The organism is Bradyrhizobium sp. USDA 223, from assembly GCF_044909005.1.
Taxonomy (GTDB): domain Bacteria; phylum Pseudomonadota; class Alphaproteobacteria; order Rhizobiales; family Xanthobacteraceae; genus Bradyrhizobium; species Bradyrhizobium yuanmingense.
Window position 1 is genome coordinate 2,666,598 of record NZ_JBIYDR010000001.1, and the last position, 24,663, is coordinate 2,691,260.

Here is a 24,663-nt window from a genome sequence, read left to right on the forward strand (position 1 = left end):
CAATTGAACTTGAACTGAGCCATCATTCCGGCGGCCTCAAATGCCGCCGGAATTCGAGAGGACGCGGCCCGCCCAAGGGGCGTTGCGCGATGACGACCCGGGATCAGTTCTTCTTCATCATCCCGTCGTCCTTTTTCATGCCGTCCTTCGACATGTGATCCTTCTTCATGCCGTCGTCCTTGGACATGGTGTCCTTCTTCATCATGCCGTCCTTGGACATCGTGTCCTTTTTCATCATGCCATCATCCTTGCCCATCTTGTCCTGAGCAAAGGCGGCCGGCGCAAACGCGAGGCCTAGCGAGAGAGCGGCAGCCGAGACGCCGAGCACGATGCGAGTGCGAATGGTCATGGTTCATCTTCCTTCGTGATGGTGTTTGTCAGCGACGGACGCCGCTATCCTGTCTCGACGGATAGCCGTGTGGCGTTGTTACGCTGACCATCGATAAATTTCTGCGGCCAGCCGCCCTCGTTGATTGGCGAGCCCGCATGGATCGGAAGTGCTGCAGCGCAGCACAACCGGCACTTGCCGCGGCACTCTGTCTCGAACTATCAGATGAAAGACCATCGGATGGAGACCGGCTTGGATTGGCCCAGCGGTCGCGAAGAACCCAGTTCAAATCACCTCTGCCAAAAACACTCCGAGAAACGCCCAAAGAAACGCCCAAGGGGATTACATCATGTTCACGCGCCGCCATCTGCTCGCGACCGCCGTCGCGGCACCTGCCATTCTCCGCTTCGGCACCGGCACCGCGCAGGCCGCGACCACGCTGAAGATCTCGCATCAGTTCCCAGGCGGCACCATCGACAAGGGCGATTTCCGCGACCGGCTGTGCCGCATGTTCGCCGCCGAAGTGAGTAAGCGCAGCAATGGCGACATTGCCGCCGAGATCTATCCGAACTCCTCGCTGATCAAGACCAACGCGCAGTTCTCCGCCATGCGCAAGGGCGCGCTCGATATCAGCCTCTATCCTATGCCCTATGCCGGCGGCGAAGTGCCGGAAACCAATATCGGCCTGATGCCGGGCCTCGTGACCACCTACGACCAGGGCCTGCGCTGGAAGAAGGAACCGGTCGGCAAGGCGCTGACCGACTTCCTCGCCGACAAGGGCATCATCCTGCTCACCTGGGTCTGGCAGGCCGGCGGCGTCGCCAGCCGCTCCAAGCCGATCGTCGCTCCTGAAGACGCCAAGGGCCTCAAGGTGCGCGGCGGCTCGCGCGAGATGGACATGGTGCTGCAGACCGCCGGCGCCTCCGTCTTGTCGGTGCCGTCGAACGAGATCTACGCAGCGATGCAGACCGGCGCCTGCGATGCCGGCATCACCTCCTCGACCAGCCTGATCTCGTTCCGCCTGGAAGAGGTCGCGAAGTCGCTGACATCAGGCGCGGGCACGTCCTACTGGTTCATGCTCGAGCCCCTGATGATGTCGAAGGCGATCTTCGACAAGCTGCCGAAGAACCATCAGGACATTCTGCTCGCGGTCGGTACCGAGCTCGAAGCCTTTGGCCGCAAGGGCGCGCAGGACGACGATGTCGATGTCGCCAAGGTCTACGAGAAGGCTGGCGCAAAGGTCTCGGCGCTCGACGCCGCCACCGTCGGAAAATGGCGCGACATCGCCCGCGACACCGCGTGGAAGGACTACAGCGCCAAGACCGCGACCGCCGCAAACCTGCTCAAGCTCGCGATCGACGTCGCAGCATGAGCCACGGTCCGCTTCCGGATCGTGACGACCGGACGAGCGTTGCCGCGGGGACCGGCCCTGCGGCGGCGATCGATCGCGGTCTCGCCGTCCTCAACAGCATCATCGTCGTGTTCGCCGCGATCGCACTTGTCGCGGCCTGTGCAATCCTGAGCTACAGCGTGCTCAGCCGCGCGCTGTACAAGGCTGCGAACTATTGGCAGGACGAAGCCGCCGTGTTCCTGCTGGTCGGCGCGACCTTCATGACGGCGGCCTATGTGCAGCAGCATCGCGGTCATATCGGCATCGAGGCCTTCGTCGGCCTGCTCTCGCCATTCGCGAACCAGGTCCGGCTCTGGCTGGTCGATGCCGCCACGTTCCTGTTCTGCGCCTTCTTCACCTGGAAGTCGTGGACACTGGCGCACGAAGCCTATGTCGACGGCCAGGTCTCCAACTCGATGTGGTCGCCGCCGCTCGCCATCCCCTACTCGCTGATGGCGCTTGGGATGAGCCTGCTCTGCCTCCAGATCCTCGTGCAGCTTGCGCTGCCCTTCACCGGAGCCAAGCGGCCATGAGCGTTTTCGGCATCGGCCTCGCCTACGGCATTGTGACGCTGCTGGTGATGTTCTCGGGCATGCCCATTGCGTTCGCGCTCGGCGCGGTCGCGGTGGTGTTCATGGCCATCTTCATGCCCTCGGCCTCGCTCGATACGGTGACGCAGAACGTCTACGAGGAGATGGCCTCGATCACGCTGTTGTCGATCCCGCTCTTCATCCTGAAGGGCGCGGCGATCGGCAAGTCCCGCGCCGGCCAGGATCTCTATCTGGCGCTGCATGCCTGGCTGCACCGCGTGCCCGGCGGCCTCGGCGTTGCCAACGTGTTCGCCTGCGCGCTGTTCGCGGCGATGGCGGGGTCTTCGCCGGCAACTTGCTCGGCGATCGGCTCGGCCGGGATCCCCGAGATGCGCAAGCGCGGCTATTCCGGCGGCTTCGCCGCCGGCATCATCGCAGCGGGGGGCACGCTCGGCATCCTGCTGCCGCCCTCCATCACGATGATCCTGTTCGCGGTCGCCGCCGAGAAGTCGCTCGGCCGCCTGTTCCTCGCCGGCATCGGTCCCGGCCTGCTGTTGGTCTTCCTATTCGGCGCCTATGCCGTCGTTCGCTTCCGCCAGGAATATGCCGCCGCCGAGGTGGCTTACAAGAACGGCGGACCGGAGGCTCCGATCTTGCATCGTGACGAGTACACGCTCGCCGAACGCTTCAGCGTGCTGCCGCGCGTGATCCCCTTCGTGCTGCTGCTCACCGGCGTCATGGTCGCGCTCTATGGCGGCTATGCCACGCCGTCGGAGACCGCCGGCCTCGGCGGCCTCCTGGCGCTGGCGCTGATCGCTGCGATCTACAGCGTGTGGCGGCCGAGCGACCTCGCGCCAATCATGAAGTCGACGATCCGGGAATCGACCATGCTGATGATGATCATCGGCATGTCCCTGCTCTATTCCTACGTGATGAGCTATCTGCACATCTCGCAATCGGTCGCCGAATCCATCGTCGCGATGCATCTGCCGCGCTGGGAGCTGCTGTTCGCGATCCTCGTCATGGTTGTGGTGCTCGGCTTCTTCCTGCCGCCGGTCTCGATCATCCTGATGACGGCACCGATCATCCTGCCGCCGCTCCGCGCCGCCAATTTCGACATCATCTGGTTCGGCGTCGTCATGACCATCGTGATGGAGATGGGGTTGATCCATCCTCCCGTCGGCCTCAACATCTTCGTCATCCGCAACGTCGCGCCCGATATTCCCCTGCGCGAGGTGATCTGGGGCACGCTGCCCTTCGTGCTCTTGATGATGCTTGCAGTGCTGCTGCTGTGCCTCGTGCCGGGGATCTCGACCTGGCTGCCGGACCTCGTGATGGGACCGGACGGGAGCAGGTAGAAGCGATCGCCGGTCTGTAGGGTGGATTAGCCGAAGGCGTAATCCACCTCTTCTGTCGCTGCGGAGACGAACAGCGGTGGGTTACGCCTTCGGCTAACCCACCCTACGACTTCTCCTTCCGCCGCGATTTCGGCGCGTTCGCCACCACCTGCAGCAGGTCCTTGCGCACGGCCTCGATGTGCCGCTCCAGAAATCGGCAGGCCTCCTCCACTTTCTGTGCGCGGCAGAGCGCGATCAGATGGGCGTGCTCCTTTTCGGCAATGCCCATCGCCTTGGTGTTGGAGAGCTGTAGCCGCGTGTAGCGGTCGCTGGTCTGCAGCAGCGACAGCACGATCGCACGCGTGCGTGGCTGCGGGGCGTGGACGTAGAGCGCCATGTGAAAGTCGGCGTTGAGCTGGCCCCACTCACTGACGTTCCTCGCCTTGATCGCCTTCTCGAAGCTCCGGTGGATGTCGTCGAGCCCGTCGAAATCCTGCGTGGTGAAGCGCGGCGCCGACTGTGCCAGCAGCCGCGGCTCCAGGATACGGCGGAGGTCGAACACGTCGTTGATCTCGTCCAACGACAGCTCCGAGACGATGGCGCCCTTCTGCGGCACGATGCGCACCAAGCCTTCCGCCTCGAGCTGGAACAGCGCCTCGCGCACCGGGATGCGGCTGACGCCATAGGCTTCGCCCAACGCGTCCTGGCGCAGCTGCGATCCGGCCGGATAGGTGCCGTCGAGGATCGCCTGGCGGAGCTGGTCGACGATCGCGGCCGACAGGGTGCGATGCTTCAGAGGCTGCTTCATCTGATCGTCCGTTGTCCTTCCCGACTCGCGCGGCCGACACGGTCCCTGTCTTGCATGTCGAGCTGCCCGGCAAAAGCCGGGCGTCACAAACCTAATGCCCAGCAAACACGCGCCCTGCCGCCCAAATGACCGCAAACTCCGTTTGACTCCCAAAATGTATAAATTATACATTTGGCAATCGCACGACAAATCTTCAGGGGGTTGGGGCCTCTTTCATGATCGAGCAGACCATGCCGGCCACGCGCGCGCTCAGCCTCCGACGCATGATCGTCCGGATGTCGAGTGCCCTGCTCGCCTGCGAGCGGCTCGCGCTGATGGGCCTGATGTACCTGCTCACCGGCCTGATCCTGGTGAACGTCGTCACCCGCTACTCGCATTTCCCGATCTACTGGATCGATGAATCCGCCGTCTATTGCGTGGTCTGGCTGACCTTCATCGGAGCATCCGCGATGACGCGGCTGCGGCTCGATTTTGCGGTGTCCATGCTGACGGAGCGACTTTCCGCTCAGCACCAGAAATTTGCAAAGGTGATCTCGACCGGCCTCGTCGTGGTGTTCGGCATCGCCCTGATCGTCACCTGCGTGCTCTGGATGGACCCGATCGGCCTCACCCGCGCCGGCTTCGACGGGCGCAAGCTCGCCGCCGAGACGTTCAATTTCCTCTACACCGAGCGCACGCAAACGCTGAACTGGCCGACCTGGGTGCTCTATCTGACGCTGCCGATCTTCGCGGTGTCGATGACCGTTCACGGCCTCGCCAATCTGCTGGAAGATCTCGAGCTGGTCCCGCGCACCGCGCCAAAAGGCTTCCAGCTCTCCGAGCTCGACGGGGTCAATTGATGATCACGTCAGCAGCCTTCATGGCGTTCATGCTGGTCGGCGTACCGATCGGCCTTTGCCTGTGCCTAGCCGGCCTTGTCTATATCGCCGCCTCAGGCAATCCCGTGCTGTTCCAGTCCTATCCGCTGCAGCTGTTCGGCGGCGTCGACAGCTACGGCCTGATCGCGATCCCGCTCTTCATCCTGATCGGCGAGATCATGAATGGAGGCGGCATCACGCGGCGCATCGTCGACATGGCGATGGCCTTCGTCGGCTCGCTCAAGGGCGGGCTCGCCTACGTCAACATCCTCGCCAACATGTTCATCTCGTCCATCCTGGGATCGGCGACCGCGCAGGTCGCGATCATGGCGCAGATCATGGTCCCCGAGATGGAGAAGAAGGGCTACGACAAGACCTTCGCGGCCGGCCTCACCGCCTATGGCGGCATGCTCGGCCCGATCATCCCACCCTCGGTGATGTTCGTGGTCTACAGCGTGCTGGCGCAGGTCTCGGTCAGCGACATGCTGATCGCCGGCATCGTCCCGGGCGTCATCCTCACCGTGATGTTCTGCCTCGTCATCGCGCTGATGGGCTACATCTACAGCTATCCGCGCGCCGACCATCAGACGCCGCGCCAGCGCGTGATGACGATCCTGCGGACCTCGCCGACGCTGCTGATCCCGATCGTCATCGTAGGCAGCATCCTCGGCGGCCTCGCCAACGCCACGGAATCGGCGGCCGTCGGCGCGGTGGCCGCGGCCCTGGTCGGAAAGTTCTGGACCAAGGAATTCGAGTTCTCGCAGCTGCCGCAGATGATGCTGCGCAGCGCGATCTATTCGGCGATCGTGCTGTTTCTGGTGGCGGCCGCCGCGGTGTTCTCCTGGGTGCTGATCTTCGGCAAGGTGCCGCAGGAGACCGCCGCCTGGATCCAGACCGTCGCCAAGGATCCGGTCAGCTTCATGCTGATCTGCAACGTCATCCTGCTGCTGATCGGCACGGTGATCGACGGCATTCCCGGCCTGATCATGACGGTGCCGATCCTGCTGCCGGTCGCAACCGAGATCTATCACATCGACCCCCGGCAATTCGGCGTGGTCGTGGTGATCAACCTCGTGCTCGGCCTGTTGTCGCCGCCGGTCGGGCTTTGCTTCTTCGTCGCGGCCGCCGTTACCGGCGCCAAGCCCGGCAGGATGTTCATGGTGACGCTGCCCTTCTTCGTCATCGCCTGCATCCTCCTGGTGCTGCTCTCGCTCTATCCCTCGCTCTCGCTGATCCTCGTCAAATAGACCCATCCGAAAGGAGCCCGACCATGCCGCTTTCCCGCCGCCGCTTTCTCGCCGCCAGTGCCGCCGCCTCGGTGTTCGCCCCGTCGCTGGCGCTCGCCCAGGCCAAGGAATTTCGCCTCGGCCTGATCACGCCGAACGGCCATTCCTGGAACAAGGCCGCGCTCAAATTCGGCGACGAGCTCAAGGCCGCCACCAACGGCCGCCTGACCTTGACCGTCTTCCACGCCGGCCAGCTCGGCAACGAGACCGCGATGATGCAGCAATTGCAGTCCGGCGCGCTCGACATGGGCTTCATCCAGGCCGCCGAGCTCGGCTCGCGCGTGCCGCACATCGCCGCGATCAACGCGCCCTACATCGTGCGCTCGACGCCGGCGGTGGCGAAGTTCGTGCGGCATCCGGCGGCAGTGAAGCTGTTCGAAGTGCTGCCGCAGGAGACCGGCACGATCGGGCTCGGCTGGGGCATCACCGGAATGCGCGCGGTGTTCTCCTCCAAGGACCTGAATTCGCTCGCCGACATCAAGGGCATGAAGCTGCGCATCAACCCGACCCCGGTCTATCGCGATTTCTATTCCTCGCTCGGCGCGGCGCCGACGCCGATCCCGACGCCGCAAGTGTTCGACGCCATGGCCAACGGCCAGGTCGATGGCCTCGAGGCCGATCTCGAATTCTCCTGGAACCAGCGTTTCGACAAGGTGTCGAAGGTGATCCTGCAAATGAACGCCGTCTTCATGCCGATGGCCGCGGTCGTCTCCGGCCGCGTCTGGCAATCGCTGCCCGCCGCCGATCGCGAGCTGATCACGAAAACGATCAAGACGACGCTGGACGCGCAGATCGACGAGCTCGCCGGCAACGAGCCCACGCTGATCCAGAACTTCAAGAACGCGCCGATCCCGATCCGCCAGGTCGACGCCAAGGATACCGAGGCCGTGATTGCCGAGTTCGACAAGATCTGGCTGCCCAAGGCCCCCGTTCTCGCCGAGCTGCGCAAGGTCGGCGCGACGCTCTGACCCTCATCCATCCTCTTCACGTCAATGCCCGGCGGATCGAACGATCCGCCGGCACAATTCCAATCGGAGCCAAACAATGAGCCCACGCATCTCCTGGGAAGGCGTCTTCCCGGCCGTCACCACCCAATTCCACGACGATCTCTCGCTCGACATCGACGCAACCACCAAGGTGATGGACGGATTGATCCGCGACGGCGTCTCCGGCCTGATCGTCTGCGGCTCGGTCGGCGAGAACACCTCGCTGGAGCGCAAGGAGAAGGTCGCGATCATGGAAGCGGCGAAGTCGGTCGCGAAGGGCCGCGTGCCCGTGCTGTGCGGCATCGCCGAATTCACCACCGCCTTTGCGGTGGAGACCGCGAAGGAAGCCGCGCGCGTCGGCATCGACGGCGTGATGGTGATGCCGGGCGCTGGTCTATTCGTCCAAGCCGCACGAGACCGCCGCGCATTTCCGCGCGGTTGCCAGCGCCACCGACCTCCCGGTGATGCTCTACAACAACCCGCCGATCTACAAGAACGACGTTACGCCAGACATCCTCGCCTCGCTCGCCGACGTCGAGACCGTGGTCTGCTTCAAGGATTCCTCGGGCGATACGCGACGGTTCATCGACACCCGCAACATGGTCGGCGATCGCTTCGTGCTGTTCGCAGGTCTCGACGACGTCATCGTCGAGAGCGTCGCCATGGGCGCCGTGGGCTGGGTCTCCGGCATGTCCAACGCCTTCCCGCGCGAGGGCGAGACGCTGTTCCGCCTCGCCAAGGCCGGGCGCTTCGCCGAGGCGATGCCGCTCTACGAATGGTTCATGCCGCTCCTGCACCTCGATGCCCGCCCGGATCTCGTCCAGTGCATCAAACTGTGCGAGCACATCATGGGCCGCGGCACCGCCCTGACCCGCCCGCCGCGCCTGGCGCTGCTGCCGCAGGAAAAGGCGGAGGTCGAGGCCCTGATGGCCAAGGCGCTCAAGAACCGGCCGCGTTTGCCGGATGTCGGGCTGAAGGCGGCTTGAGGCTACGGTCTCGTAGGGTGGGCAAAGCACAGCGTGCCCACCTTCGCCAATGATCGCGAAAGATGGTGGGCACGGCGCAAGGCGCCTTTGCCCACCCTACGAGAGGTGCCTCAGCCGTCATTGCGAGGAGCCCTTGCGACGAAGCAATCCAGACCGTCTCAACGGAGGGATTCTGGATTGCTTCGCTTCGCTCGCAATGACGGAGAATTAGGAATCCGCCCGCTTCTTCTTCGCGTTTAGCGCGGACGCCACGCGGCTCACGGGCGGCTTGCCGAGCACGACGCTCATCGCGTTCGTCGCCGCCAGCAGCTTCTCCATATCGACACCTGTCGTGATCCCCATGCCTTCGAGCATGTAGACGACGTCTTCCGTTGCGACGTTCCCCGTCGCGCCCGGCGCATAGGGGCAGCCGCCGAGCCCGCCGGCGGCGGCGTCGATGACGCGGACGCCCTCCTCCAATCCGGCATAGAGGTTGGCGAGCGCCTGGCCGTAAGTGTCGTGGAAATGCATCGCGAGCCTGGCTGCGGGAATGTTGGCGGCAACCGCGCGCAGCATCTCTCTGGCCTTGGCTGGCGTGCCGACACCGATGGTGTCGCCGAGCGAGATCTCGTAGCAGCCGAGCTCGAACAGCGTGCTCGCGAGATCGGCGACAGCCTTCGGCTTGATCTCGCCATCGAACGGACAGCCCAGCACGCAGGAGATATAGCCGCGCACATTGATACCATCGTCCCTGGCGCGTGCCAGCACCGGCCTGAACCGCTCGATGGACTCCGCAATCGTGCAGTTGATGTTCGCCCGGGAAAACCCCTCGGAGGCCGCCGCGAACACGGAGACCACTTTGGCGCCCGCGGCACGCGCGGCCTCGTAGCCTTTCTCGTTCGGCACCAGCACGTGAAATTCGGCGCCCTTCACATGCGCGATGCCGCGCAGCACGGCGTCCGAGCTAGCCATCTGCGGGATGGCCTTGGGCGAGACGAAGGCGCCGACCTCGACCGTGTCGAGACCGGCCCCGACCAGCGCCTCGATGAAGGCGATGCGGGCCTCGACGCTGACGGGGGTCTTCTCGTTCTGGAGGCCGTCGCGCGGCCCCATTTCGATAATGCGGACAGGATCGCTCATCTCATTCCCCTGAAGGTTCGACCAGAGCGAGCTCGACGCCCTCCTGCACGATGTCGCCGACCTTGCACTTGATGGATTTCAGCACGCCGGCATAGGGCGCGCGTAGCGTCTGCTCCATCTTCATCACTTCGAGCGTGAGAATCGGCGCGCCCTTCTCCAGCTTGGCCCCCTCCTCGGCCAGCACGGCAACCACCGTGCCGGGCAAGGGCGCTGCGATCTTATCCTCGCCGACATGCTCCTCGCTCTCGCCTCCGAACGGATCGACCCAATGCAGGTCGAAGCGGCCGTTGCGCGTGCGCAGGTACAGCTCATGGCCATCGATGACCGCTGCCACCGACGATTTGACGCCGTCGAGCGTCAGATCGAAGCCGCCATCCTTCGCTGCGATCGTGAACGCCAGCTCGCGCTCGCCGATCATCAGCGTCGACGGTCCCCTGCCGTAGTTCAGAATGATCTTCTGCTCCGGACCATGGCCGACGCGGAAGGCAAAGCTGCGCTGGCGGCGACCCACCGGCTGCCAGCCGAAGGTCTGCCAGGGTGAATTCGCTTCCGCCTGCGCGGCCTGCCGCTCCTCGTTGACGATTGCGGCGACTGCGGCGCAGAGCTCGAGCTCTCCGGGTGCAGGCGCCGCTTCGGTCAGCACCGCCAGCTCACGCTCGATGAACCCGGTGTCGATCGCATTCGCCCGCACCTTCGGATGCGTCATCAGCGCCGACAGGAACGGGATGTTGGTGACGATGCCGCGGACGTCGGTCTGTTCCAACCCGCGGTTCAGCCGCTCGATCGCGACGTCCCGCGTCGGCGCCCAGGCGATCACCTTGGCGAGCATGGCGTCATAATACGGCGAGACCATATCGCCCTCGCGATAGCCGGCGTCGATGCGCAGGCCGCCCGTCTCGACCGGCAGCCGCCAGGTCGAGATCCTGCCGACCGACGGCATGAAGTTCTTGGTCGGGTTCTCTGCGTAGACGCGCGCCTCGACCGCGTGACCGTTGAGCTTGATCTCGTCTTGCTTGAGTGGCAGCGCCTCGCCGAAGGCGACGCGCAGCTGCCACTCGACGAGGTCGATGCCCGTGATCAGCTCGGTCACGGGATGCTCGACCTGCAGGCGCGTGTTCATCTCGATGAAGAACACGTCCTTGCCGTCGGAGACGAACTCGATGGTGCCGGCGCCGACATAGTTCACCGCGCCCGCCGCCTTTCGTGCAGCGGCGCAGACGGTTTCGCGCTGCGCGGCATTGAGCGTCGGCGATGGCGCCTCCTCGATCACCTTCTGGTGCCGGCGCTGCAAGGTGCATTCGCGCTCGAACAGCGAGAGCAGATTGCCATGGCTGTCGCCGATGATCTGCACCTCGATATGCCTGGGATTATCGACATACTTTTCGATCAACATGCGGTCGTCGCCGAAGGCGGCCTTGGCCTCGCGCTTGGCGCTGACGATCGCTGGGGCAAGCTCGTCGGCGGAGCGCACGATACGCATGCCGCGCCCGCCGCCGCCGGCGGAGGCCTTCACCAGCAGGGGGAAGCCGATCTTGTCCGCTGCTTTCGAAAGCGTTGCGTCGTCCTGGGCCTCGCCGTGATAGCCGGGCACCAAGGGCACGCCGGCTTTCTCCATCAGCTCTTTCGAGCCGGATTTCGAGCCCATTGCCGTCATCATCCCGGCGGTCGGCCCGACGAAGACGAGGCCGGCGTCATAACACGCCTGCGCGAACTCGGCATTCTCGGACAGGAAGCCGTAGCCGGGATGCACGGCCTCCGCGCCGGTCTTGTGTGCGGCCTCGATCAAACGCTCGATGTTGAGATAGCTGTCGCGGGCACGGGCGGGCCCGAGCAGCACGGCTTCGTCCGCGAGCGCGACATGCATCGCCTCGCGATCGGCCTCGGAATAGACCGCGACCGTGCGCAGGCCCATGGCTCGGGCGGTGCGGATGACGCGGCAGGCGATCTCGCCGCGGTTGGCGATCAGGAGCGTGCGAAAACGCCGGTAGAGCTTTGAGCGGTCCATCGCATCACATCCTGAACAGGCCGAACTTCGTCGGTTCGATCGGCGCATTCGATGCCGCCGAGAGGCCAAGGCCGAGCACGAGACGCGTGTCGGCCGGATCGATCACGCCGTCGTCCCACAGCCGCGCGGTCGCGTAGTACGGGTGGCCCTGGCTCTCATATTGCGCGCGAATGGGCTCGCGGAACTTGTCTTCCTCTTCCCTGGACCAGCTCTCGCCCTTGGCCTCGATATTGTCGCGGCGAACCTGGCTCAGCACCATCGAGGCCTGCTCGCCGCCCATCACCGAGATGCGCGCGTTCGGCCACATCCACAGGAAGCGCGGCGCGTAGGCGCGCCCGCACATGCCGTAATTGCCGGCGCCGTAGGAGCCGCCGATCACCACGGTGAATTTCGGCACCGACGCCGTCGCGACCGCCGTCACCAGCTTGGCGCCGTCGCGCGCGATGCCGCCCGCCTCGTATTTCTTGCCGACCATGAAGCCGGTGATGTTCTGTAAGAAAATAAGCGGAATGCCGCGCTGGCAGCACAGCTCGATGAAATGCGCGCCCTTCAGCGAGCTCTCGCTGAACAGGATGCCGTTATTGGCGATGATGCCGACCGGATAGCCCCAGATATGGGCGAAGCCGCACACCAGCGTCGTGCCATAGAGTTTCTTGAACTCGTCGAACTCCGAGCCGTCGACGATGCGCGCGATGATGTCGCGCACGTCGAACGGCTTGCGGCCGTCGACCGGCACCACGCCGTAGATTTCCTCCGCCGGAAACAGCGGATCGCGTGGCACATGCATGTTCAGGTTCGGCCGCACCGACGGCTTGAGCGTGCCGACGATACGCCGGGCGATGCCGATCGCATGCGCATCGTTCTGGGCATAGTGATCGGTCACGCCGGACTGCCGCGAATGCACGTCGGCGCCGCCGAGCTCCTCCGCACTGACGACCTCGCCGGTCGCGGCCTTCACCAGCGGCGGGCCGCCGAGGAAGATGGTACCTTGGTTGCGCACGATGATGCTCTCGTCCGACATTGCCGGCACATAGGCGCCGCCAGCGGTGCAGGAGCCCATCACGATCGCGATCTGCGGAATGCCCTGCGACGACATCTGCGCCTGATTGTAGAAGATGCGGCCGAAGTGCCGCTCGTCCGGAAAAATCTCGTCCTGCAGCGGCAGGAAGGCGCCGCCGGAATCCACCATGTAGACGCAAGGCAGATTGTTCTGCCGCGCAATGTCCTGCGCGCGCAGATGCTTCTTCACCGTCATCGGGTAATAGGTGCCGCCCTTGATGGTGGCATCGTTGGCGACGATCACGCATTCGCGGCCCGAGATGCGCCCCACCCCCGTGACGACGCTCGCCGAATGCACGTCGCCGCCATACAGGCCATAGGCCGCGAGCGGCGACAGCTCCAGGAACGAGGTGCCGGGATCGACCAGGAGGTCGACGCGCTCGCGTGCCAGCATCTTGCCGCGCGCGGTGTGGCGGTTGCGCGAAGCCTCGCCCCCACCGCCGGCGACCAGGCTGAGCTTTTCGCGCAAGTCCGCGACGAGACCGCGCATGGCCTCGGAATTGCGCGCAAAATCTGATGACGACGGATCGATGCTGGAATGGAGCGGCATGGTGATTCCAATGAGGTGAAGGACTTAAGCCGTCTCGGCCATCAGTTCGCGGCCGATCAGCATGCGCCGAACTTCGGAGGTGCCGGCGCCGATCTCGTAGAGCTTGGCATCGCGCCACAAGCGCCCGACCGGGAATTCGGAGGTATAGCCAACCCCGCCCAGCGCCTGGATCGCTTCGCCCGCCATCCACGTTGCCTTCTCCGCGGAATAGAGGATCGCAGCAGCCGCGTCCTTGCGCAAGGTGCGCGCGTGATCGGCGCGGTCGCAGGCGCGGCCCACCGCATAGACATAGGCGCGCGTGGCTTGCCAGGTCGAATACATGTCGGCGAGCTTACCCTGCATCAGCTGGAAGTCGCCGATCGGCTGGCCGAACTGCTTGCGCTCGTGCATATAGGGCACCACCGCGTCCATGCAGGCCGCCATGATGCCGAGCGGCCCGCCCGAGAGCACCGCGCGCTCATAATCGAGGCCGGACATCAGCACCTTGACGCCCTCGCCCACCTTGCCCATCACATTCTCCTCCGGCACCTCGCAATCGTCGAAGAACAAGGGATAGGTGTTGGAGCCGCGCATGCCCAGCTTGTCGAGATGCTGGCCATGCGTGAAGCCTTTAAAACCCTTCTCGATCAGGAACGCGGTCATGCCGCGCGGCCCGGCCTCCGGATCGGTCTTGGCGTAGACCACCAGCACGTCGGCATCGCCGCCATTGGTGATCCACATCTTGGAGCCGTTGAGCACGTAGCGGTCGCCGCGCTTGTCGGCGCGCAGCTTCATCGAGACCACGTCGGAGCCGGCGCCCGGCTCGGACATCGCGAGGGCACCAACATATTCGCCGGAGATCAGCTTCGGCAGATAACGCTGCCGCTGCGCGTCATTGCCGTTGCGGCGGATCTGGTTGACGCAAAGATTGGAATGGGCGCCGTAGGACAGCGCCACGGCCGCCGAACCGCGCGAGATCTCCTCCATGGCGACGATATGGGCGAGATAGCCCATATTGGAGCCGCCATATTGCTCCGGCGCGGTCATGCCGAGCAGGCCGAGGTCGCCGAAGCGCTTCCAGAGGTCTGCGGGGAAAAGATTGGCCTTTTCGATCTCGGCGGCACGCGGGGTGATCTCCGCCTCCACGAACGAACGAACGGTGTCGCGCAGCAGGCTGATGTCTTCGCCCAGATCGAAATCGATGCTCGGGATGTTCAAGGCGAGTCCTCCGTATTTTGGGCTCCGAACCTAGCCCGGTCCCGGCCCTCTTGCAGTCGAAAAGGTTGCATTTTCCGCCAAACTTGACGAGGATTTCCGAAAGGAATTCCGATGCCTTTTCAAGCCGCCACCGCAATTCCGCGCCGCGCCGTCACGCCCGCCGCCTTCGTTCGCGGCGTGGTGGCCGCGTACGAGCATTACGGCCGCGATCCCGCCGAAGCCTTGATCCGCGGCCAGGTTGCGCCGGAGCTCCTGAATTCTCCTGATGGGCGTGTGACCGCGGCCCAGTTCGAGGCGCTGGCGGGCCATGCCATGCGCGAGCTCGATGACGAGGCGCTTGGCTGGTTCTCGCGCCGGCTGCCGTGGGGCACCTATGGCATGTTGTGCCGGGCCTCGATCACCGCACCGACGCTGGAGGTCGCGCTCAAGCGCTGGTGCCGGCATCACCGCCTGGTCACAGAGGATGTGCTGCTCGATCTCGAGGTCGGCGAAGAGACCGCCGTCGTGTCGATCCGTCAGCTCCGCGACCTCGGGCCGTTCCGCGAGTTCTGCCTCGTCACACTGTTCCGCTACGTGCTCGGCTTCTCGTGCTGGGCTGTCGATTCCCAGATCGCACTCCGCGCGGCTGAGTTTCCTTACTCCGAGCCCGGCCACGTCTCGGTCTATCCGACCATCTTTTGCCGGAGCGTCCGCTTCGATGCGGACCGCGCGGCCATCGTCTTCGACAAGCACTATCTTTCGCTGCCGCTGACGCGCAGCGCAGCCGATCTCGACAACATGCTCAAGGGCGCGCTCCGGCTCACCGTGCTGCCCTACCGGCGCGACCGCCTGCTGGTCGAGCGCGTCCGCCGCGTGCTGCGAGAAGCGCGCGGACGGGTCCTCGGCGCCGAGGACGTCGCGCGCGAGCTCGCGCTTTCCACCCGCACGATGCATCGCCGCCTGCGCGAGGAGTCCACCTCGCTGCGCGATCTCAAGGAGGAGGCGAAATTCGAGCTCGCCAAACAGGAGCTGATGCGCGGCCGCACGCCGATCAAGCGCATCGCCGAAATCGCCGGCTTCCGCAACGAGAAGAGCTTTTCGCGGGCCTTTCGAACCTGGACCGGCACCTCCCCGCGCGAGTTTCGCGGGCGGTATCGCTGAGGCGCTTCGCTGAAGTTCAGATCCGTTTCCGCTGGGATATTCGCAGCCCTACCGGCTATGCCGCCGCGACCTCGTGCAACGGCAGCGGTACGTCCTTGGCGACGCCGAGCACGGGGAAGCTGCGGACGTTCTTCACATTGGGCATCGCGGCGAAGTGCAGGAGCTGCTGGCGCATGCTCTCGACACTCGGGGCCACGCATTTGAGCAGATAGTCGGTGTCGCCGGAAATCCGCCAGCATTGCTGGATGCGCGGGATCGCGGCGATCGAGCTCTCGAACGCCTCCAGCACCGGCTGGGCCTGACTGCCGAGCTGGATCGACACGAACGACACCACCTCATAGCCGAGCAGCCGCTCGTCGATCACGGCGCGCACCGCCCGGATCACGCCGCGGCTGAACAGCGATTTCAGCCGCCGCAGGCAGTTCGGCGCGGACACGCCGACCCGCAGCGCCAGCTCGTTGTTGCGAACCCGCCCGTCCTGCTGCAGCTCGGATAGGATTTTCAGATCGACGCCGTCGAGCTGGTCACGCCCCGCCATCCCCCACCTCGTCCTGGTCGTGTCATGCGGGGCAGCGAAGCACGGGGCGGAATTGGTGCCAAGGGTTCTCAGGCGCGGGCGACCAGCCGCTCCCTTCGTCATGGCCGGGCTCGTCCCGGCCATCCACGTTCTTCGTCTACCGCCAAAAACGTGGATGCCCGGGCCTTCGCCTCGCCGAAGCGGCTTCGGCCGCGCAGGCGGGACAAGCCCGGGCATGACGGCACTTTCGATGCGTCGGGTGAGAATGGCCCCTCAATGCGTCCAGGGCTCGCCGCGGCGGAACGAGAAATTGTCGGCATAGGCAACCGGCCGGCGGATCGACTCCTTGGGCTCGATCACCTGATAGGCGATGCCCTTGCGCTCGCAATAGGCGATCGCCTCTTCCTTGCTGTGGAAGCGCAGCGTAATTTGCTGCTTCATGTCGGCCGACGACGTCCAGCCCATCAGCGGCTCGACCGAGCGCGGCTGCTCCGGCTCGTAATCGAGCTGCCATTCCCTGGTCTTGGACCGGCCGGATTGCATCGCGTTTTTGGCGGGCTTGAAAATGCGTGCGGTCATGACTGGTCCGGGCCTCTTGATCTTTCCGTTCGATTTCGATGCGTCACGGTGGCAGTTGGTGGAAATCTCGGGGATAGTATAGAGAAGCCGGTTGGGAACTGATCCTGATTCCGGCCCCGGCAACCCTCGCCAACGGTATAGTCATTATGCTGCACCGTGACAATTGCGTACCCGCGTCTCATCCTGGGACCCCTTTTGGCGGCCCGGTTTCATCGATCTCCGCGCTTCTGTCCTCTCTGAAAGCTCCCGACGCATGGCCTTCCTGAACGTCAGCGCCACGCTTCCCGACAAGGGTCGCGACCTCCGGCTCGACCTGTTTCGCGGTGTCGCAAACTGGGCGATCTTTCTCGACCATATCCCCGACAACGTCGTGAACTGGATCACGACCCGCAACTACGGCTTTTCCGACGCGGCCGACCTGTTCGTCTTCATCTCCGGCTACACCGCCTCCTTCGTCTATGCGCGGATGATGCTGGACCGCGGCTTCATCGTCGGCGCCACGCGGCTGACCAAGCGGGTCTGGCAGCTCTATGTCGCCCACATCATCCTGTTCGTGATCTACATCGCCTCGATCAGCTATCTCGCGCTGCGCTTCGGCGATTCCGAGATGATCAACGAGTTCAACGTCGCCGGCCTCGTCGACAACGCCACCGAGACGCTGCGCCAGGGCCTGTTCCTGCGCTTCAAGCCCCTCAACCTCGACGTGTTGCCGCTCTACATCGTGCTGATGGGCCTGTTTCCGCCCGTGCTGTGGTTCATGCTGCGCAAGCCCGATTTGACGATGATCCTGTCGATCGTGCTGTGGCTCGTCGCGCGCCATAACGGCTGGAACCTGACCGCCTATCCGGCCGGCCAGTGGTACTTCAACCCCTATTGCTGGCAGGTGCTGTTCGTGTTCGGCGCCTGGTGCTCCATGGGCGGTGCGCGGCGCTCGGCAGCGCTGATCAATTCGCCTGTTACGCTGTGGGTCTGCCTCGGTTATCTCCTGTTCGCGCTGGTCATGACCATGGCCGGCCGCTTCCCCACCTTCGGCGGCATGTTCCCGGAATGGCTGTTCTCGGCCTTCAACCCCAATGACAAGACCAACCTCGCACCGTATCGCTTCCTCCACTTCGTGGTGATCGTGATCCTGGTGATCCGCTTCGTGCCGAAGGAGTGGCCGGGGCTGGAGTGGAAGGTGTTCGACCCCTTAATCGTCTGCGGCCAGCAGTCGCTCGCCGTGTTCTGCGTTGGCGTGTTCCTGTCCTTCGTCGGTCATTTCGAGCTGTCGATGAGCTCAGGGTCGCTGCTCGCGCAGATCTTCGTCAGTGTCGCCGGCATCGCGATCATGACGACCGTGGCTTACTACATCTCGTGGTCGAAGAAGCAGGACAAGCCGCTGAAGCCGCCGCCGGCCAAGCCGGCTGCGGAAGCGAAGGCGGCCTGAGAGAGGCGGCAGTTAAGCCGCCTCTTCGCCGTCGAACTCGGTGAACTTCTTGTAGATCCAGTCGCGGCCGTCGTGGCGACGCCAGACCTTGCCGAGCACGAACTGCCCGTTGATGGAGCGGCGCGGCACGATCACCGTCCAGAGGTGCCAGATCTCGGTCCAGTTTGACTGCGGACCGATGGTCCCGATGTTGCGGTCAATAGCCATGGCAGAACTCGCTGGCGCAGAACTTAGGCTGATCCGCGCGCCGCGACGAACAGTCATCTGTGGTGGCACAGAGTGGACAGCCCATCGCGAGCCGGGACCGACCTGATAGCAGCCAGCCAAACGGCCGCAACAGCCGCTCGCCCTTAACCTTGCCGATCAACCTTACTTCTTGGGATGGAGCGGCGCGTTTGGTTGAAAGCTTGCGCCGGTTTTTCTAGAATGCCCGTGATTTGAGGATGAGCGCGCCGTTTCGGCGCAGGGTGATTTTAAGACTGAACTTTGCAGACGATCGGACGTTTGGAAGCAAGTAGATTGCTGGGGGGACGACAATGATGAAATTGCAATGTGCGCGTCTGCGCCTCGCGTTGCGCGTGATCCCGCCCGCGCCAATCGTGAGCACGGCCTCGCAACGGCCGCCGCAAGCCGCCAACGACAATCAGATGGCCTGGCCGTACGTGCCATTTCCGCCCGGCTGGTACGCCTCGAACTGACGAGCGCGCCGGGCAAAACGCAACGCCGCACAAGCGGGATATTCATCGCTTGGCGGCGTCCGTTTAGACATTGGGCGCTGAAATCCCCAACACGGATTTGTCTATCGCGACGCCCAAAGGTTCGATGAGGCTTTGCTGATTTCCAGGCGAAGCGGAGGCCGGACGCGTGGATGCCAGGCCATGCCGGTTGGATGCTGACCTCTAGGCCAGCGCCGCCCGGGGAATGGTCGGGGCAGCTGGATTCGAACCAACGACCTGCAGTACCCAAAACTGCCGCGCTACCAGGCTGCGCTATACCCCGAATGTCCGGCGAGCACCGTCGATACACGCTTCCCGGAGCGCCAGCAAGCTTTCCAAAGCCGCCGGCCTGGGCCGCAATCGCCCCTGCCCGTCCTATTTGCCGCCGAACAGGGGGTGGCCGACGCGATCACCGGGGCGGATGCCGTACTTCTGCGCCGTCCCCGCCACCACCTCCAGCACGGCCCGAGCGGGTCCCCGGGAGGAGATGATCTTCGTCGACAACGGCTCGGTATTCTCCGCAATGCGCAGGATGCGGCCATCGGCGCGGATGAAGATCATGTCGAGCGACACATAAGTGTTCTTCATCCACATCGAGATTTCCTGCTCGAGATTGAAGTCGAACAGCATGCCTTTGCCGTCGGCCAATTCCTTGCGGTACATCAGGCCGGTCTCCTTCTCCTCCGGGGTCGTTGCCATCTCGACCGAGAACACCTGCACGCCGTTCTTGGTGACGATCTCGAGCGGCTGGAAGCTGGCGGCGCCGGCCGGCGTGCCGGCGACGGCCCAGCCGGCGATGACGAGGATGGCGGCCAGCCAGCCCTTCAGAGCGGACCAGACGGCCTTTCGATCAGAAGTCATGGGGGCTCTCATGGCGTGGGACTTCAGTCAGTCCTTACGCGGCGACCGCCGGAAAAGGAAGAGGCGCACCGGACTTGCGGCACGCCTCTGCTCACGATTGCGGGAATTCATAGCCTTAGTGCGACTGCAATCCCGGCGATCCGGTCTCGGGATGGATCTCGGCCGCCATCATGCCCTTGGAGCCGGGCCCGAAGCGGACCAGCACATACTGGCCCGGCCTCAGCTCAGTCATGCCGAAGCGGCGCAGCGTCTCCATGTGCACGAAGATGTCGGGGGTGCCCTCGCCGCAGGTCAGGAAGCCGAAGCCGCGCAGCCGGTTGAACCATTTGACCTGGGCCCGCTCCAGCCCGCTGGTTGGGGTGACCGTGACATGGGTGCGCGGCGGCAGCATCTGCGCCGGGTGGATCGCGGTCGACTCGTCCATCGAGACAACGCGGAAGGCCTGGTAGCCCTTGGCGCGCTGGATGCACTCGACGACGATGCGGGCGCCCTCATAAGCGGTCTGGAAGCCGTCGCGCCTAAGCACGGTAACGTGCAGGAGCACGTCCGGCCAGCCGTTGTCGGGAACGATGAAGCCGTAACCTTTGGAGGCGTCGAACCATTTAATGACGCCGGTGACCTCGACGAGATTGGCGCTGGCTTCGCCCAATCCGGTGAAGGGATTGAGCGCATTGTCGCGGCCGGCTCCGCCATGCTCGCCCGGCGTCAATCGCCCCTGCGAGGTGCCCTGTCCGGGAACTCCAAGCTTCTTGGACTCAAATCCGTCCGACGACCCCATAACCCCGGACCCCACACTGCCATGCAACCCGCCACACTGGCGGCGCTCGAATCACGCGTCTTAAGAGAATGTTCTCACTTCGACGCGACGCGAATCTTTCGACTCAAAAGATAACACTCCCGGTTGAGACGCATAGACAAAAAAGAGATTCGCCGGAACCTATGAACAGCTTGCACAGCCGCGAATCAAACTGATGCCTCAATTGCCGACAAAGGGCCCGAGCGTCTCGCCGATGTCGTGGTGGATGACGAGGTCGGCGATGTCGTCCTGCTCGGTCGGCTCGCGATTGATGATCACGAGACGTGCGCCGGCGCGCTTGGCCATCATCGGAAAGCCGGCCGCCGGCCAGACCACCAGCGAGGAACCGATCGCGATGAAGAGATCGCAGGCCTGCGACAGCGCTGTCGCGCGCTGCATCTCCTCGTCCGGCATCATCTGCCCGAAGGAAATCGTGGCGGTCTTCACCGGCTCGTCGCAGGCGGTGCAGTTGGGCGCGGCGCCATCGCCCTCGAAACGGCGCTTCACCCAGTCCAGCGGATAGTCCTGCCCGCAGCCGATGCAGCGCGCATAAGTGGTATTTCCGTGAAGTTCAATCACGTGCTCCGGCGCGAAGCCGGAGGCCTGGTGCAGGTTGTCGATGTTCTGGGTGATGACGGCGGGAACCTTGCCGGCGCGGTAGAGCGATGCCAGCGCCCGATGGCCGCGGCCGGGCTTCGCTGCGGCGAAGACCTCCTCCATCGCAAAGCGGCGGCGCCAGGATTCGTCCCGCGCTGACTGGCTCGCGACGAACTCGTCGAACGGGATCGGACGGTTACGCGTCCAAATTCCACCCGGCGAGCGGAAGTCGGGAATGCCGCATTCGGTCGAGATGCCGGCACCGGTGAACGGCACGATGGTCCTGGCCTCGGCGATCATGTCGCCGAGCCGTTCGATACCGCTCTGCAGATCCGATGCGATCAATCGCGCCTCCCCGATAGTTTGGCCTGACAGCAACATACGCAAGCGACAAGATCGTTGACGCTCTTATCAAGCGCCAATGCAATGCACTCGGCAATTTCTTCCGACCTTCGCATATCACAATCCTGCAATGCCTCCTCCCCATTGACGCCCCATTCGGAAGTGCCAATGGATGTGTTGACGCGACTCAACGTGATTGCGGCGGCAGTGCTTGAGTTCGGATGTGCACATACTCAGGTGTCGAGGGGATTTGACATGACCGAAGACGAACAGCGCAAAGAGCGCGAACGCGAAGAAATCGCCGCCCGTGTCGCCGCCTTCCGTGCCACACAGGAAAAGTTCAAGCGCGAGCGCGAGGAATACTTCGTGGCGACGCTGGAGAATGCCCGCAAGGTCGAGCGGCCCTCGCTCTGGCCGTAGGCATCATCGCGCCGGCAGGCGCAACGACATACGAATGACGACATGCGAACGAAAAAAGCCCGGAGCACCGCTCCGGGCTTTTCGCTATTCGCCGACTACCAATAACGGTAGTGGTGGTGACGGTAGTACGGCCCGCCGTAATAGGCGTACGGACCCGGTCCGTAATAGGCGGGACCGTCGTAATAGCGGTAGCGGGGACCGTAATAGCCATAGGGCTGGGAAGCCGCGACTGCGCCCGCGGTGATCGCGCCGGCGGCGAGGCCGAACGCCAGGCCCGGGCCGATGCCGCCGCGGCCGCGCGCCTCAGCCGGCGCGGGCGCCGCGACCGCGGTCACACCGACCGCCGCGATGGTGGCCAGAACTGCCAGTGTCTTCTTCATGCTTGTCCTCCTTCGCGTGTCGCGGAGACAACGGCGAGCGCCTGTGATGGTTGCGCATGGATGGAACCAGCCCGCAGGCAAGAAATGTCGATGCCGCGGGAACGAAACGGCGAGACGGCGGTTAGCGTCTCAAGTGCGGGAGCCTCCGCCATCCGGGTCGAGGCGACAGCACGAAGACCCCGTCAGCATCTCCGCGGTGCTGGCGGGGTTTTCAGTTTCACGGGAGCAGATGGCAGCAGACCATGACGGTTGCCAGCGGGGACAACAATCATGGAGGAGAGTTTGCCCTTATCCGCTTTGCTGGCCCGTATCCGCAAATTGGTTCCCAAATCCGAGGATGAACATTACGACGAGATCGTCCGCAGCTTCGGTGTCGGCACGCTGCGCCCGCCGCCGACGCCGATGAGCGACCGCGAGCTGGCGCAGGCCATCGCCGAGTTCCTCAAGGAGCAGCCGTCGAGCGAATCCGTCGTGACCCTCGGCCGCCGGCTCGACCCGTCCACCCGGCTCTGAGTTTCTTCGCGGGAGTATGGAACCAGGAATGCGCGCGGACGTTGAGTCCGTTCCCTGCTGAGCGGAGAGAAAGAGATATGCCCGCCTGGCTCGAAGTCTTGCTCAACCTGTCCGGCTATGCCGGCTTCGTGGCGCTCGCCTCGCGCGGCGCCGGATGCCCGCAGGCGCGGGCCGATGACCGCCGTTGCGGCGACGAGCGTTAGTTGGCGCGCGCGGCTTGACCTGCCGTACGCACCAAACGGTCGGCCTTGACCGCAACGCGCGTGTCCTCGGCCTGCGGCCGCAGCGAGAAGCTGATCACAACGAAAGCAATACAGAACAGCGTGCCGACGACCGCGACGCGCCGGTAGGTGTGCCGGTCGCCTTGGAAAAAGGACGGAGCTGAAAAAGGCATCATGGCAAATTGCTGCTTGCGCAAATCGTTTTTGGCAAAGGCGTTTCTTGCTTGTCGTTGCCGAACACCTACCCCAAGGCGCAGCAAGCGCAACGCGATTGGGCTTTTAACCTAACCGAATAGGGTTATCGGCATCCGCATAAGCTATCGTTAGCCAGACGCATCCGGCACCTTCGCGGCGAGAGCGGCGCAAGAACGCCCGGCTTTGTTCCAGCTTCGACTCCGTTTCGTTCGCGAAGAACGAATCGGAGTCGCAAGAATGCGCGGAGAGCAACTCCTAACGATCGATGAAAGCGCGCACGCTCACACCGTCGACCCGGCGGGACCCTTCTTCGACGAGTGTCTTCTGCAACAAGTCTCTTCTGCAACAAGACTCTTCTTCGACACAACTTCGAGAAGACTCTTCGCCGGCAAGCAACGCGGCGACATATCAAGCGCGCCCCCTCGGAGCGGATCGCGCTTGCGCGTTGCCGCGTGGCGTCGACAAAGTCAGGCCGCCCGCTTCGGCTTCTCCTTCGAGAAGCATTCGAGGATCTGGATGCGCAGCTCCTCCGCCGCAGGGCCCTCGACCTTTCTGAGCTCGTTCCAGAGCCTGATCACTTCGCGCTGTTTTTCGACGGTCATGAGCAACCTCCAACGGTCCATCAACGCGTCTCACTAGAACAAAATGAGAACAAAAAGTCCAGCCCCGGACGTAAAATTTTGGTGGGGGGCGGCGTTGAACCTTTTCGGCGCGACAAGCACCTATGGAAGCTGGGGATTTCAGCGCCCAGTTACACGGCAGCGCCGCCTGACGAACATACTCCGTCGTGGCGGCGCTGTTGCTTTTTGCGATTTCAACTTTAGGTTAAAGCCATGGCTGTCGGCCAGGCGCTGAAATCCCAACGCCGTCAGCCAGAAAAGCCTCGCGCGAAAGCGCGGGGCTTTTTCTTGTGAAGCGGATGAGGATGGTGAGGGAACAAAGCTCGTCGTTCAGGACGAAGCGAGTACCGCGTGCTGGTTACCCTGATGGTTCGGGCATCGCGATGGCCGAGCACCACCTGGTCCTCGGCCGTTGATTGCTGCGCCGGCGCGTCAATGAGCCCACCGCACCGACATCGCCGGCACGTCAGACGGCGTCCTTGGCCACCTTCAGCGGCGAGGCCTTGACCGATTTGCTGGCGGGCTTCGCCGCAAACTGCATCGGCTCCTTGGTGAAGGGATTGATGCCCATGCGGGCTTCGGTCGCCGGCTTGTTCACGACCGACATCTTCACAAAGCCGGGAATGACGAACTCGCCGGACTCGTTGAGCTCCTTGTAGCCGACCGTCGCCATGTACTCGATCACCGACTTCACGTCGTTCTTCGAAAGCTGCGTGCCCTCGGCAATTGCATCGATCAATTGGGTCTTCGTCATCTTCGCCATGGTCTGAATTCCTTTGAATGGGTGCGCGGAGCAATTCTGCTGCTGGGGACGCGGCCGGACCCGCGAGTGCGCGCTGCTGATTCATGCCAGAAGTCATGAAGCGATCGGGCTTAGACCCTATCGAGGCCAAAAACGCAAG

General features: G+C 64.0%; 28 protein-coding genes, 1 tRNA gene and 1 pseudogene. 13 read left to right on the plus strand and 17 right to left on the minus strand.

The window, feature by feature from the left end; all coding sequences use genetic code 11:
• Positions 1 to 103: 103 nt before the first annotated feature.
• A complete protein-coding gene (locus tag ABIA40_RS12180) occupies positions 104 to 349 on the minus strand; it encodes a pentapeptide MXKDX repeat protein (RefSeq protein WP_036027965.1) in 246 nt (81 codons plus the stop codon).
• Between the two features lie 328 nt (positions 350 to 677).
• On the opposite strand from ABIA40_RS12180, the gene dctP reads away from it, so the two are divergent.
• The 3 genes from dctP to ABIA40_RS12195 are packed head-to-tail and all read left to right on the plus strand — an operon-like array spanning position 678 to position 3,606.
• Complete coding sequence (gene dctP, locus ABIA40_RS12185; protein ID WP_128261779.1) at positions 678 to 1,700, plus strand: TRAP transporter substrate-binding protein DctP; 1,023 nt, start codon at positions 678 to 680, stop codon at positions 1,698 to 1,700.
• Positions 1,697 to 2,251, plus strand: a complete 555-nt coding sequence (locus tag ABIA40_RS12190) for a TRAP transporter small permease (RefSeq protein ID WP_036045576.1) — start codon at positions 1,697 to 1,699, stop codon at positions 2,249 to 2,251. Before dctP ends, ABIA40_RS12190 begins: the two co-directional genes overlap by 4 nt.
• Entirely contained in the window at positions 2,248 to 3,606 is a 1,359-nt protein-coding gene (locus ABIA40_RS12195; RefSeq protein WP_128261780.1) for a TRAP transporter large permease, read from the plus strand. Before ABIA40_RS12190 ends, ABIA40_RS12195 begins: the two co-directional genes overlap by 4 nt.
• A 103-nt stretch (positions 3,607 to 3,709) precedes the next feature.
• Here the strand turns inward: ABIA40_RS12195 and ABIA40_RS12200 are convergent, their stop codons facing one another.
• A complete protein-coding gene (locus ABIA40_RS12200) occupies positions 3,710 to 4,393 on the minus strand; it encodes a GntR family transcriptional regulator (protein WP_275502057.1) in 684 nt (227 codons plus the stop codon).
• 230 nt (positions 4,394 to 4,623) lie between these two features.
• Here ABIA40_RS12200 and ABIA40_RS12205 point away from each other — a divergent pair, with 230 nt between their 5' ends.
• From ABIA40_RS12205 to ABIA40_RS12220, 4 genes and pseudogenes are all read left to right on the plus strand, one after another.
• Complete coding sequence (locus tag ABIA40_RS12205; RefSeq protein ID WP_404546216.1) at positions 4,624 to 5,232, plus strand: TRAP transporter small permease; 609 nt, start codon at positions 4,624 to 4,626, stop codon at positions 5,230 to 5,232.
• Entirely contained in the window at positions 5,232 to 6,497 is a 1,266-nt protein-coding gene (locus tag ABIA40_RS12210) for a TRAP transporter large permease (protein WP_404541217.1), read from the plus strand. Before ABIA40_RS12205 ends, ABIA40_RS12210 begins: the two co-directional genes overlap by 1 nt.
• 23 nt (positions 6,498 to 6,520) lie before the next feature.
• Positions 6,521 to 7,504 carry a TRAP transporter substrate-binding protein gene (locus ABIA40_RS12215; protein WP_157284254.1) on the plus strand — a complete coding sequence of 328 codons (984 nt, stop codon included), beginning with the start codon at positions 6,521 to 6,523 and terminating at the stop codon, positions 7,502 to 7,504.
• 76 nt (positions 7,505 to 7,580) lie between these two features.
• Positions 7,581 to 8,508: pseudogene (locus tag ABIA40_RS12220) on the plus strand (dihydrodipicolinate synthase family protein).
• A gap of 207 nt (positions 8,509 to 8,715) precedes the next feature.
• Here the strand turns inward: ABIA40_RS12220 and ABIA40_RS12225 are convergent.
• From ABIA40_RS12225 to ABIA40_RS12240, 4 genes are read right to left on the minus strand one after another with little or no spacing between them, the layout of a single operon-like run.
• The gene (locus ABIA40_RS12225; protein ID WP_404541218.1) at positions 8,716 to 9,627 is read right to left on the minus strand and encodes a hydroxymethylglutaryl-CoA lyase; all 912 of its coding nucleotides are present in this window, start codon (positions 9,625 to 9,627) and stop codon (positions 8,716 to 8,718) included.
• A 1-nt stretch (position 9,628) separates the two neighbouring features.
• The gene (locus ABIA40_RS12230) at positions 9,629 to 11,632 is read right to left on the minus strand and encodes an acetyl/propionyl/methylcrotonyl-CoA carboxylase subunit alpha (RefSeq protein ID WP_404541220.1); all 2,004 of its coding nucleotides are present in this window, start codon (positions 11,630 to 11,632) and stop codon (positions 9,629 to 9,631) included.
• Positions 11,633 to 11,636: 4 nt separating this feature from the next.
• Entirely contained in the window at positions 11,637 to 13,241 is a 1,605-nt protein-coding gene (locus ABIA40_RS12235) for a carboxyl transferase domain-containing protein (RefSeq protein ID WP_404541222.1), read from the minus strand.
• 24 nt (positions 13,242 to 13,265) lie between these two features.
• Complete coding sequence (locus ABIA40_RS12240; RefSeq protein WP_271540413.1) at positions 13,266 to 14,438, minus strand: isovaleryl-CoA dehydrogenase; 1,173 nt, start codon at positions 14,436 to 14,438, stop codon at positions 13,266 to 13,268.
• 111 nt (positions 14,439 to 14,549) lie between these two features.
• Between ABIA40_RS12240 and ABIA40_RS12245 the strand changes: the two genes are divergently transcribed.
• Positions 14,550 to 15,578, plus strand: coding sequence for an AraC family transcriptional regulator (locus ABIA40_RS12245; protein WP_404541224.1), 1,029 nt, complete (start codon positions 14,550 to 14,552; stop codon positions 15,576 to 15,578).
• Positions 15,579 to 15,633: 55 nt separating this feature from the next.
• Here ABIA40_RS12245 and ABIA40_RS12250 read toward each other — a convergent pair whose 3' ends face one another.
• Complete coding sequence (locus tag ABIA40_RS12250) at positions 15,634 to 16,116, minus strand: Lrp/AsnC family transcriptional regulator (protein WP_404541226.1); 483 nt, start codon at positions 16,114 to 16,116, stop codon at positions 15,634 to 15,636.
• Between the two features lie 252 nt (positions 16,117 to 16,368).
• Positions 16,369 to 16,674: an ETC complex I subunit gene (locus ABIA40_RS12255; protein WP_024337795.1), complete on the minus strand. Its 306-nt coding sequence runs from the start codon at positions 16,672 to 16,674 to the stop codon at positions 16,369 to 16,371.
• 253 nt (positions 16,675 to 16,927) lie between these two features.
• Between ABIA40_RS12255 and ABIA40_RS12260 the strand changes: the two genes are divergently transcribed.
• Complete coding sequence (locus ABIA40_RS12260) at positions 16,928 to 18,100, plus strand: OpgC domain-containing protein (protein ID WP_157284240.1); 1,173 nt, start codon at positions 16,928 to 16,930, stop codon at positions 18,098 to 18,100.
• 12 nt (positions 18,101 to 18,112) lie between these two features.
• Here the strand turns inward: ABIA40_RS12260 and ABIA40_RS12265 are convergent, their stop codons facing one another.
• Positions 18,113 to 18,307 carry a hypothetical protein gene (locus tag ABIA40_RS12265; protein ID WP_271540422.1) on the minus strand — a complete coding sequence of 65 codons (195 nt, stop codon included), beginning with the start codon at positions 18,305 to 18,307 and terminating at the stop codon, positions 18,113 to 18,115.
• Positions 18,308 to 18,636: 329 nt separating this feature from the next.
• Here ABIA40_RS12265 and ABIA40_RS12270 point away from each other — a divergent pair, with 329 nt between their 5' ends.
• Entirely contained in the window at positions 18,637 to 18,798 is a 162-nt protein-coding gene (locus ABIA40_RS12270) for a hypothetical protein (RefSeq protein ID WP_271540424.1), read from the plus strand.
• Between the two features lie 224 nt (positions 18,799 to 19,022).
• On the opposite strand, the gene ABIA40_RS12275 is transcribed toward ABIA40_RS12270, so the two are convergent.
• The 4 genes from ABIA40_RS12275 to ABIA40_RS12290 all read right to left on the minus strand — a co-directional run bounded on the left by ABIA40_RS12275 (position 19,023) and on the right by ABIA40_RS12290 (position 21,415).
• A tRNA-Pro gene (locus tag ABIA40_RS12275) sits at positions 19,023 to 19,099 on the minus strand.
• 92 nt (positions 19,100 to 19,191) lie between these two features.
• Positions 19,192 to 19,677 carry a DUF192 domain-containing protein gene (locus ABIA40_RS12280; RefSeq protein WP_404541229.1) on the minus strand — a complete coding sequence of 162 codons (486 nt, stop codon included), beginning with the start codon at positions 19,675 to 19,677 and terminating at the stop codon, positions 19,192 to 19,194.
• 115 nt (positions 19,678 to 19,792) lie between these two features.
• A complete protein-coding gene (locus ABIA40_RS12285; RefSeq protein WP_035999666.1) occupies positions 19,793 to 20,455 on the minus strand; it encodes a cold-shock protein in 663 nt (220 codons plus the stop codon).
• Positions 20,456 to 20,653: 198 nt separating this feature from the next.
• A complete protein-coding gene (locus ABIA40_RS12290; RefSeq protein WP_198399769.1) occupies positions 20,654 to 21,415 on the minus strand; it encodes an NAD-dependent protein deacetylase in 762 nt (253 codons plus the stop codon).
• Between the two features lie 165 nt (positions 21,416 to 21,580).
• Between ABIA40_RS12290 and ABIA40_RS12295 the strand changes: the two genes are divergently transcribed.
• Entirely contained in the window at positions 21,581 to 21,832 is a 252-nt protein-coding gene (locus ABIA40_RS12295; protein ID WP_271540429.1) for a hypothetical protein, read from the plus strand.
• A gap of 95 nt (positions 21,833 to 21,927) precedes the next feature.
• Here ABIA40_RS12295 and ABIA40_RS12300 read toward each other — a convergent pair whose 3' ends face one another.
• Positions 21,928 to 22,212, minus strand: a complete 285-nt coding sequence (locus ABIA40_RS12300; protein WP_157284232.1) for a hypothetical protein — start codon at positions 22,210 to 22,212, stop codon at positions 21,928 to 21,930.
• Positions 22,213 to 22,482: 270 nt separating this feature from the next.
• Here ABIA40_RS12300 and ABIA40_RS12305 point away from each other — a divergent pair, with 270 nt between their 5' ends.
• Positions 22,483 to 22,725: a hypothetical protein gene (locus tag ABIA40_RS12305; protein WP_404541232.1), complete on the plus strand. Its 243-nt coding sequence runs from the start codon at positions 22,483 to 22,485 to the stop codon at positions 22,723 to 22,725.
• Positions 22,726 to 22,802: 77 nt separating this feature from the next.
• Positions 22,803 to 22,928 carry a hypothetical protein gene (locus tag ABIA40_RS12310; protein WP_057029130.1) on the plus strand — a complete coding sequence of 42 codons (126 nt, stop codon included), beginning with the start codon at positions 22,803 to 22,805 and terminating at the stop codon, positions 22,926 to 22,928.
• On the opposite strand, the gene ABIA40_RS12315 is transcribed toward ABIA40_RS12310, so the two are convergent.
• The 3 genes from ABIA40_RS12315 to ABIA40_RS12325 form a co-directional block, all read right to left on the minus strand.
• Complete coding sequence (locus ABIA40_RS12315) at positions 22,925 to 23,122, minus strand: hypothetical protein (protein ID WP_333920065.1); 198 nt, start codon at positions 23,120 to 23,122, stop codon at positions 22,925 to 22,927. The two genes, ABIA40_RS12310 and ABIA40_RS12315, sit on opposite strands and share 4 nt — an antisense overlap.
• Positions 23,123 to 23,608: 486 nt before the next feature.
• On the minus strand, positions 23,609 to 23,743 hold the full coding sequence (locus tag ABIA40_RS12320; protein WP_260347228.1) for a hypothetical protein: 135 nt from the start codon (positions 23,741 to 23,743) through the stop codon (positions 23,609 to 23,611).
• A 484-nt stretch (positions 23,744 to 24,227) separates the two neighbouring features.
• Entirely contained in the window at positions 24,228 to 24,524 is a 297-nt protein-coding gene (locus ABIA40_RS12325; RefSeq protein WP_008558895.1) for an HU family DNA-binding protein, read from the minus strand.
• Positions 24,525 to 24,663 lie beyond the last annotated feature (139 nt).

Coding starts and splice junctions, on each gene's coding strand:
- ABIA40_RS12180 (WP_036027965.1), bottom strand. CDS start 349: ATGACCATTCGCACTCGCATCGTGCTCGGCGTCTCGGCTGCCGCTCTC.
- dctP (WP_128261779.1), top strand. CDS start 678: ATGTTCACGCGCCGCCATCTGCTCGCGACCGCCGTCGCGGCACCTGCC.
- ABIA40_RS12190 (WP_036045576.1), top strand. CDS start 1,697: ATGAGCCACGGTCCGCTTCCGGATCGTGACGACCGGACGAGCGTTGCC.
- ABIA40_RS12195 (WP_128261780.1), top strand. CDS start 2,248: ATGAGCGTTTTCGGCATCGGCCTCGCCTACGGCATTGTGACGCTGCTG.
- ABIA40_RS12200 (WP_275502057.1), bottom strand. CDS start 4,393: ATGAAGCAGCCTCTGAAGCATCGCACCCTGTCGGCCGCGATCGTCGAC.
- ABIA40_RS12205 (WP_404546216.1), top strand. CDS start 4,624: ATGCCGGCCACGCGCGCGCTCAGCCTCCGACGCATGATCGTCCGGATG.
- ABIA40_RS12210 (WP_404541217.1), top strand. CDS start 5,232: ATGATCACGTCAGCAGCCTTCATGGCGTTCATGCTGGTCGGCGTACCG.
- ABIA40_RS12215 (WP_157284254.1), top strand. CDS start 6,521: ATGCCGCTTTCCCGCCGCCGCTTTCTCGCCGCCAGTGCCGCCGCCTCG.
- ABIA40_RS12225 (WP_404541218.1), bottom strand. CDS start 9,627: ATGAGCGATCCTGTCCGCATTATCGAAATGGGGCCGCGCGACGGCCTC.
- ABIA40_RS12230 (WP_404541220.1), bottom strand. CDS start 11,632: ATGGACCGCTCAAAGCTCTACCGGCGTTTTCGCACGCTCCTGATCGCC.
- ABIA40_RS12235 (WP_404541222.1), bottom strand. CDS start 13,241: ATGCCGCTCCATTCCAGCATCGATCCGTCGTCATCAGATTTTGCGCGC.
- ABIA40_RS12245 (WP_404541224.1), top strand. CDS start 14,550: ATGCCTTTTCAAGCCGCCACCGCAATTCCGCGCCGCGCCGTCACGCCC.
- ABIA40_RS12250 (WP_404541226.1), bottom strand. CDS start 16,116: ATGGCGGGGCGTGACCAGCTCGACGGCGTCGATCTGAAAATCCTATCC.
- ABIA40_RS12255 (WP_024337795.1), bottom strand. CDS start 16,674: ATGACCGCACGCATTTTCAAGCCCGCCAAAAACGCGATGCAATCCGGC.
- ABIA40_RS12260 (WP_157284240.1), top strand. CDS start 16,928: ATGGCCTTCCTGAACGTCAGCGCCACGCTTCCCGACAAGGGTCGCGAC.
- ABIA40_RS12265 (WP_271540422.1), bottom strand. CDS start 18,307: ATGGCTATTGACCGCAACATCGGGACCATCGGTCCGCAGTCAAACTGG.
- ABIA40_RS12270 (WP_271540424.1), top strand. CDS start 18,637: ATGATGAAATTGCAATGTGCGCGTCTGCGCCTCGCGTTGCGCGTGATC.
- ABIA40_RS12280 (WP_404541229.1), bottom strand. CDS start 19,677: ATGACTTCTGATCGAAAGGCCGTCTGGTCCGCTCTGAAGGGCTGGCTG.
- ABIA40_RS12285 (WP_035999666.1), bottom strand. CDS start 20,455: ATGGGGTCGTCGGACGGATTTGAGTCCAAGAAGCTTGGAGTTCCCGGA.
- ABIA40_RS12295 (WP_271540429.1), top strand. CDS start 21,581: ATGGATGTGTTGACGCGACTCAACGTGATTGCGGCGGCAGTGCTTGAG.
- ABIA40_RS12300 (WP_157284232.1), bottom strand. CDS start 22,212: ATGAAGAAGACACTGGCAGTTCTGGCCACCATCGCGGCGGTCGGTGTG.
- ABIA40_RS12305 (WP_404541232.1), top strand. CDS start 22,483: ATGGAGGAGAGTTTGCCCTTATCCGCTTTGCTGGCCCGTATCCGCAAA.
- ABIA40_RS12310 (WP_057029130.1), top strand. CDS start 22,803: ATGCCCGCCTGGCTCGAAGTCTTGCTCAACCTGTCCGGCTATGCCGGC.
- ABIA40_RS12315 (WP_333920065.1), bottom strand. CDS start 23,122: ATGATGCCTTTTTCAGCTCCGTCCTTTTTCCAAGGCGACCGGCACACC.
- ABIA40_RS12320 (WP_260347228.1), bottom strand. CDS start 23,743: ATGACCGTCGAAAAACAGCGCGAAGTGATCAGGCTCTGGAACGAGCTC.
- ABIA40_RS12325 (WP_008558895.1), bottom strand. CDS start 24,524: ATGGCGAAGATGACGAAGACCCAATTGATCGATGCAATTGCCGAGGGC.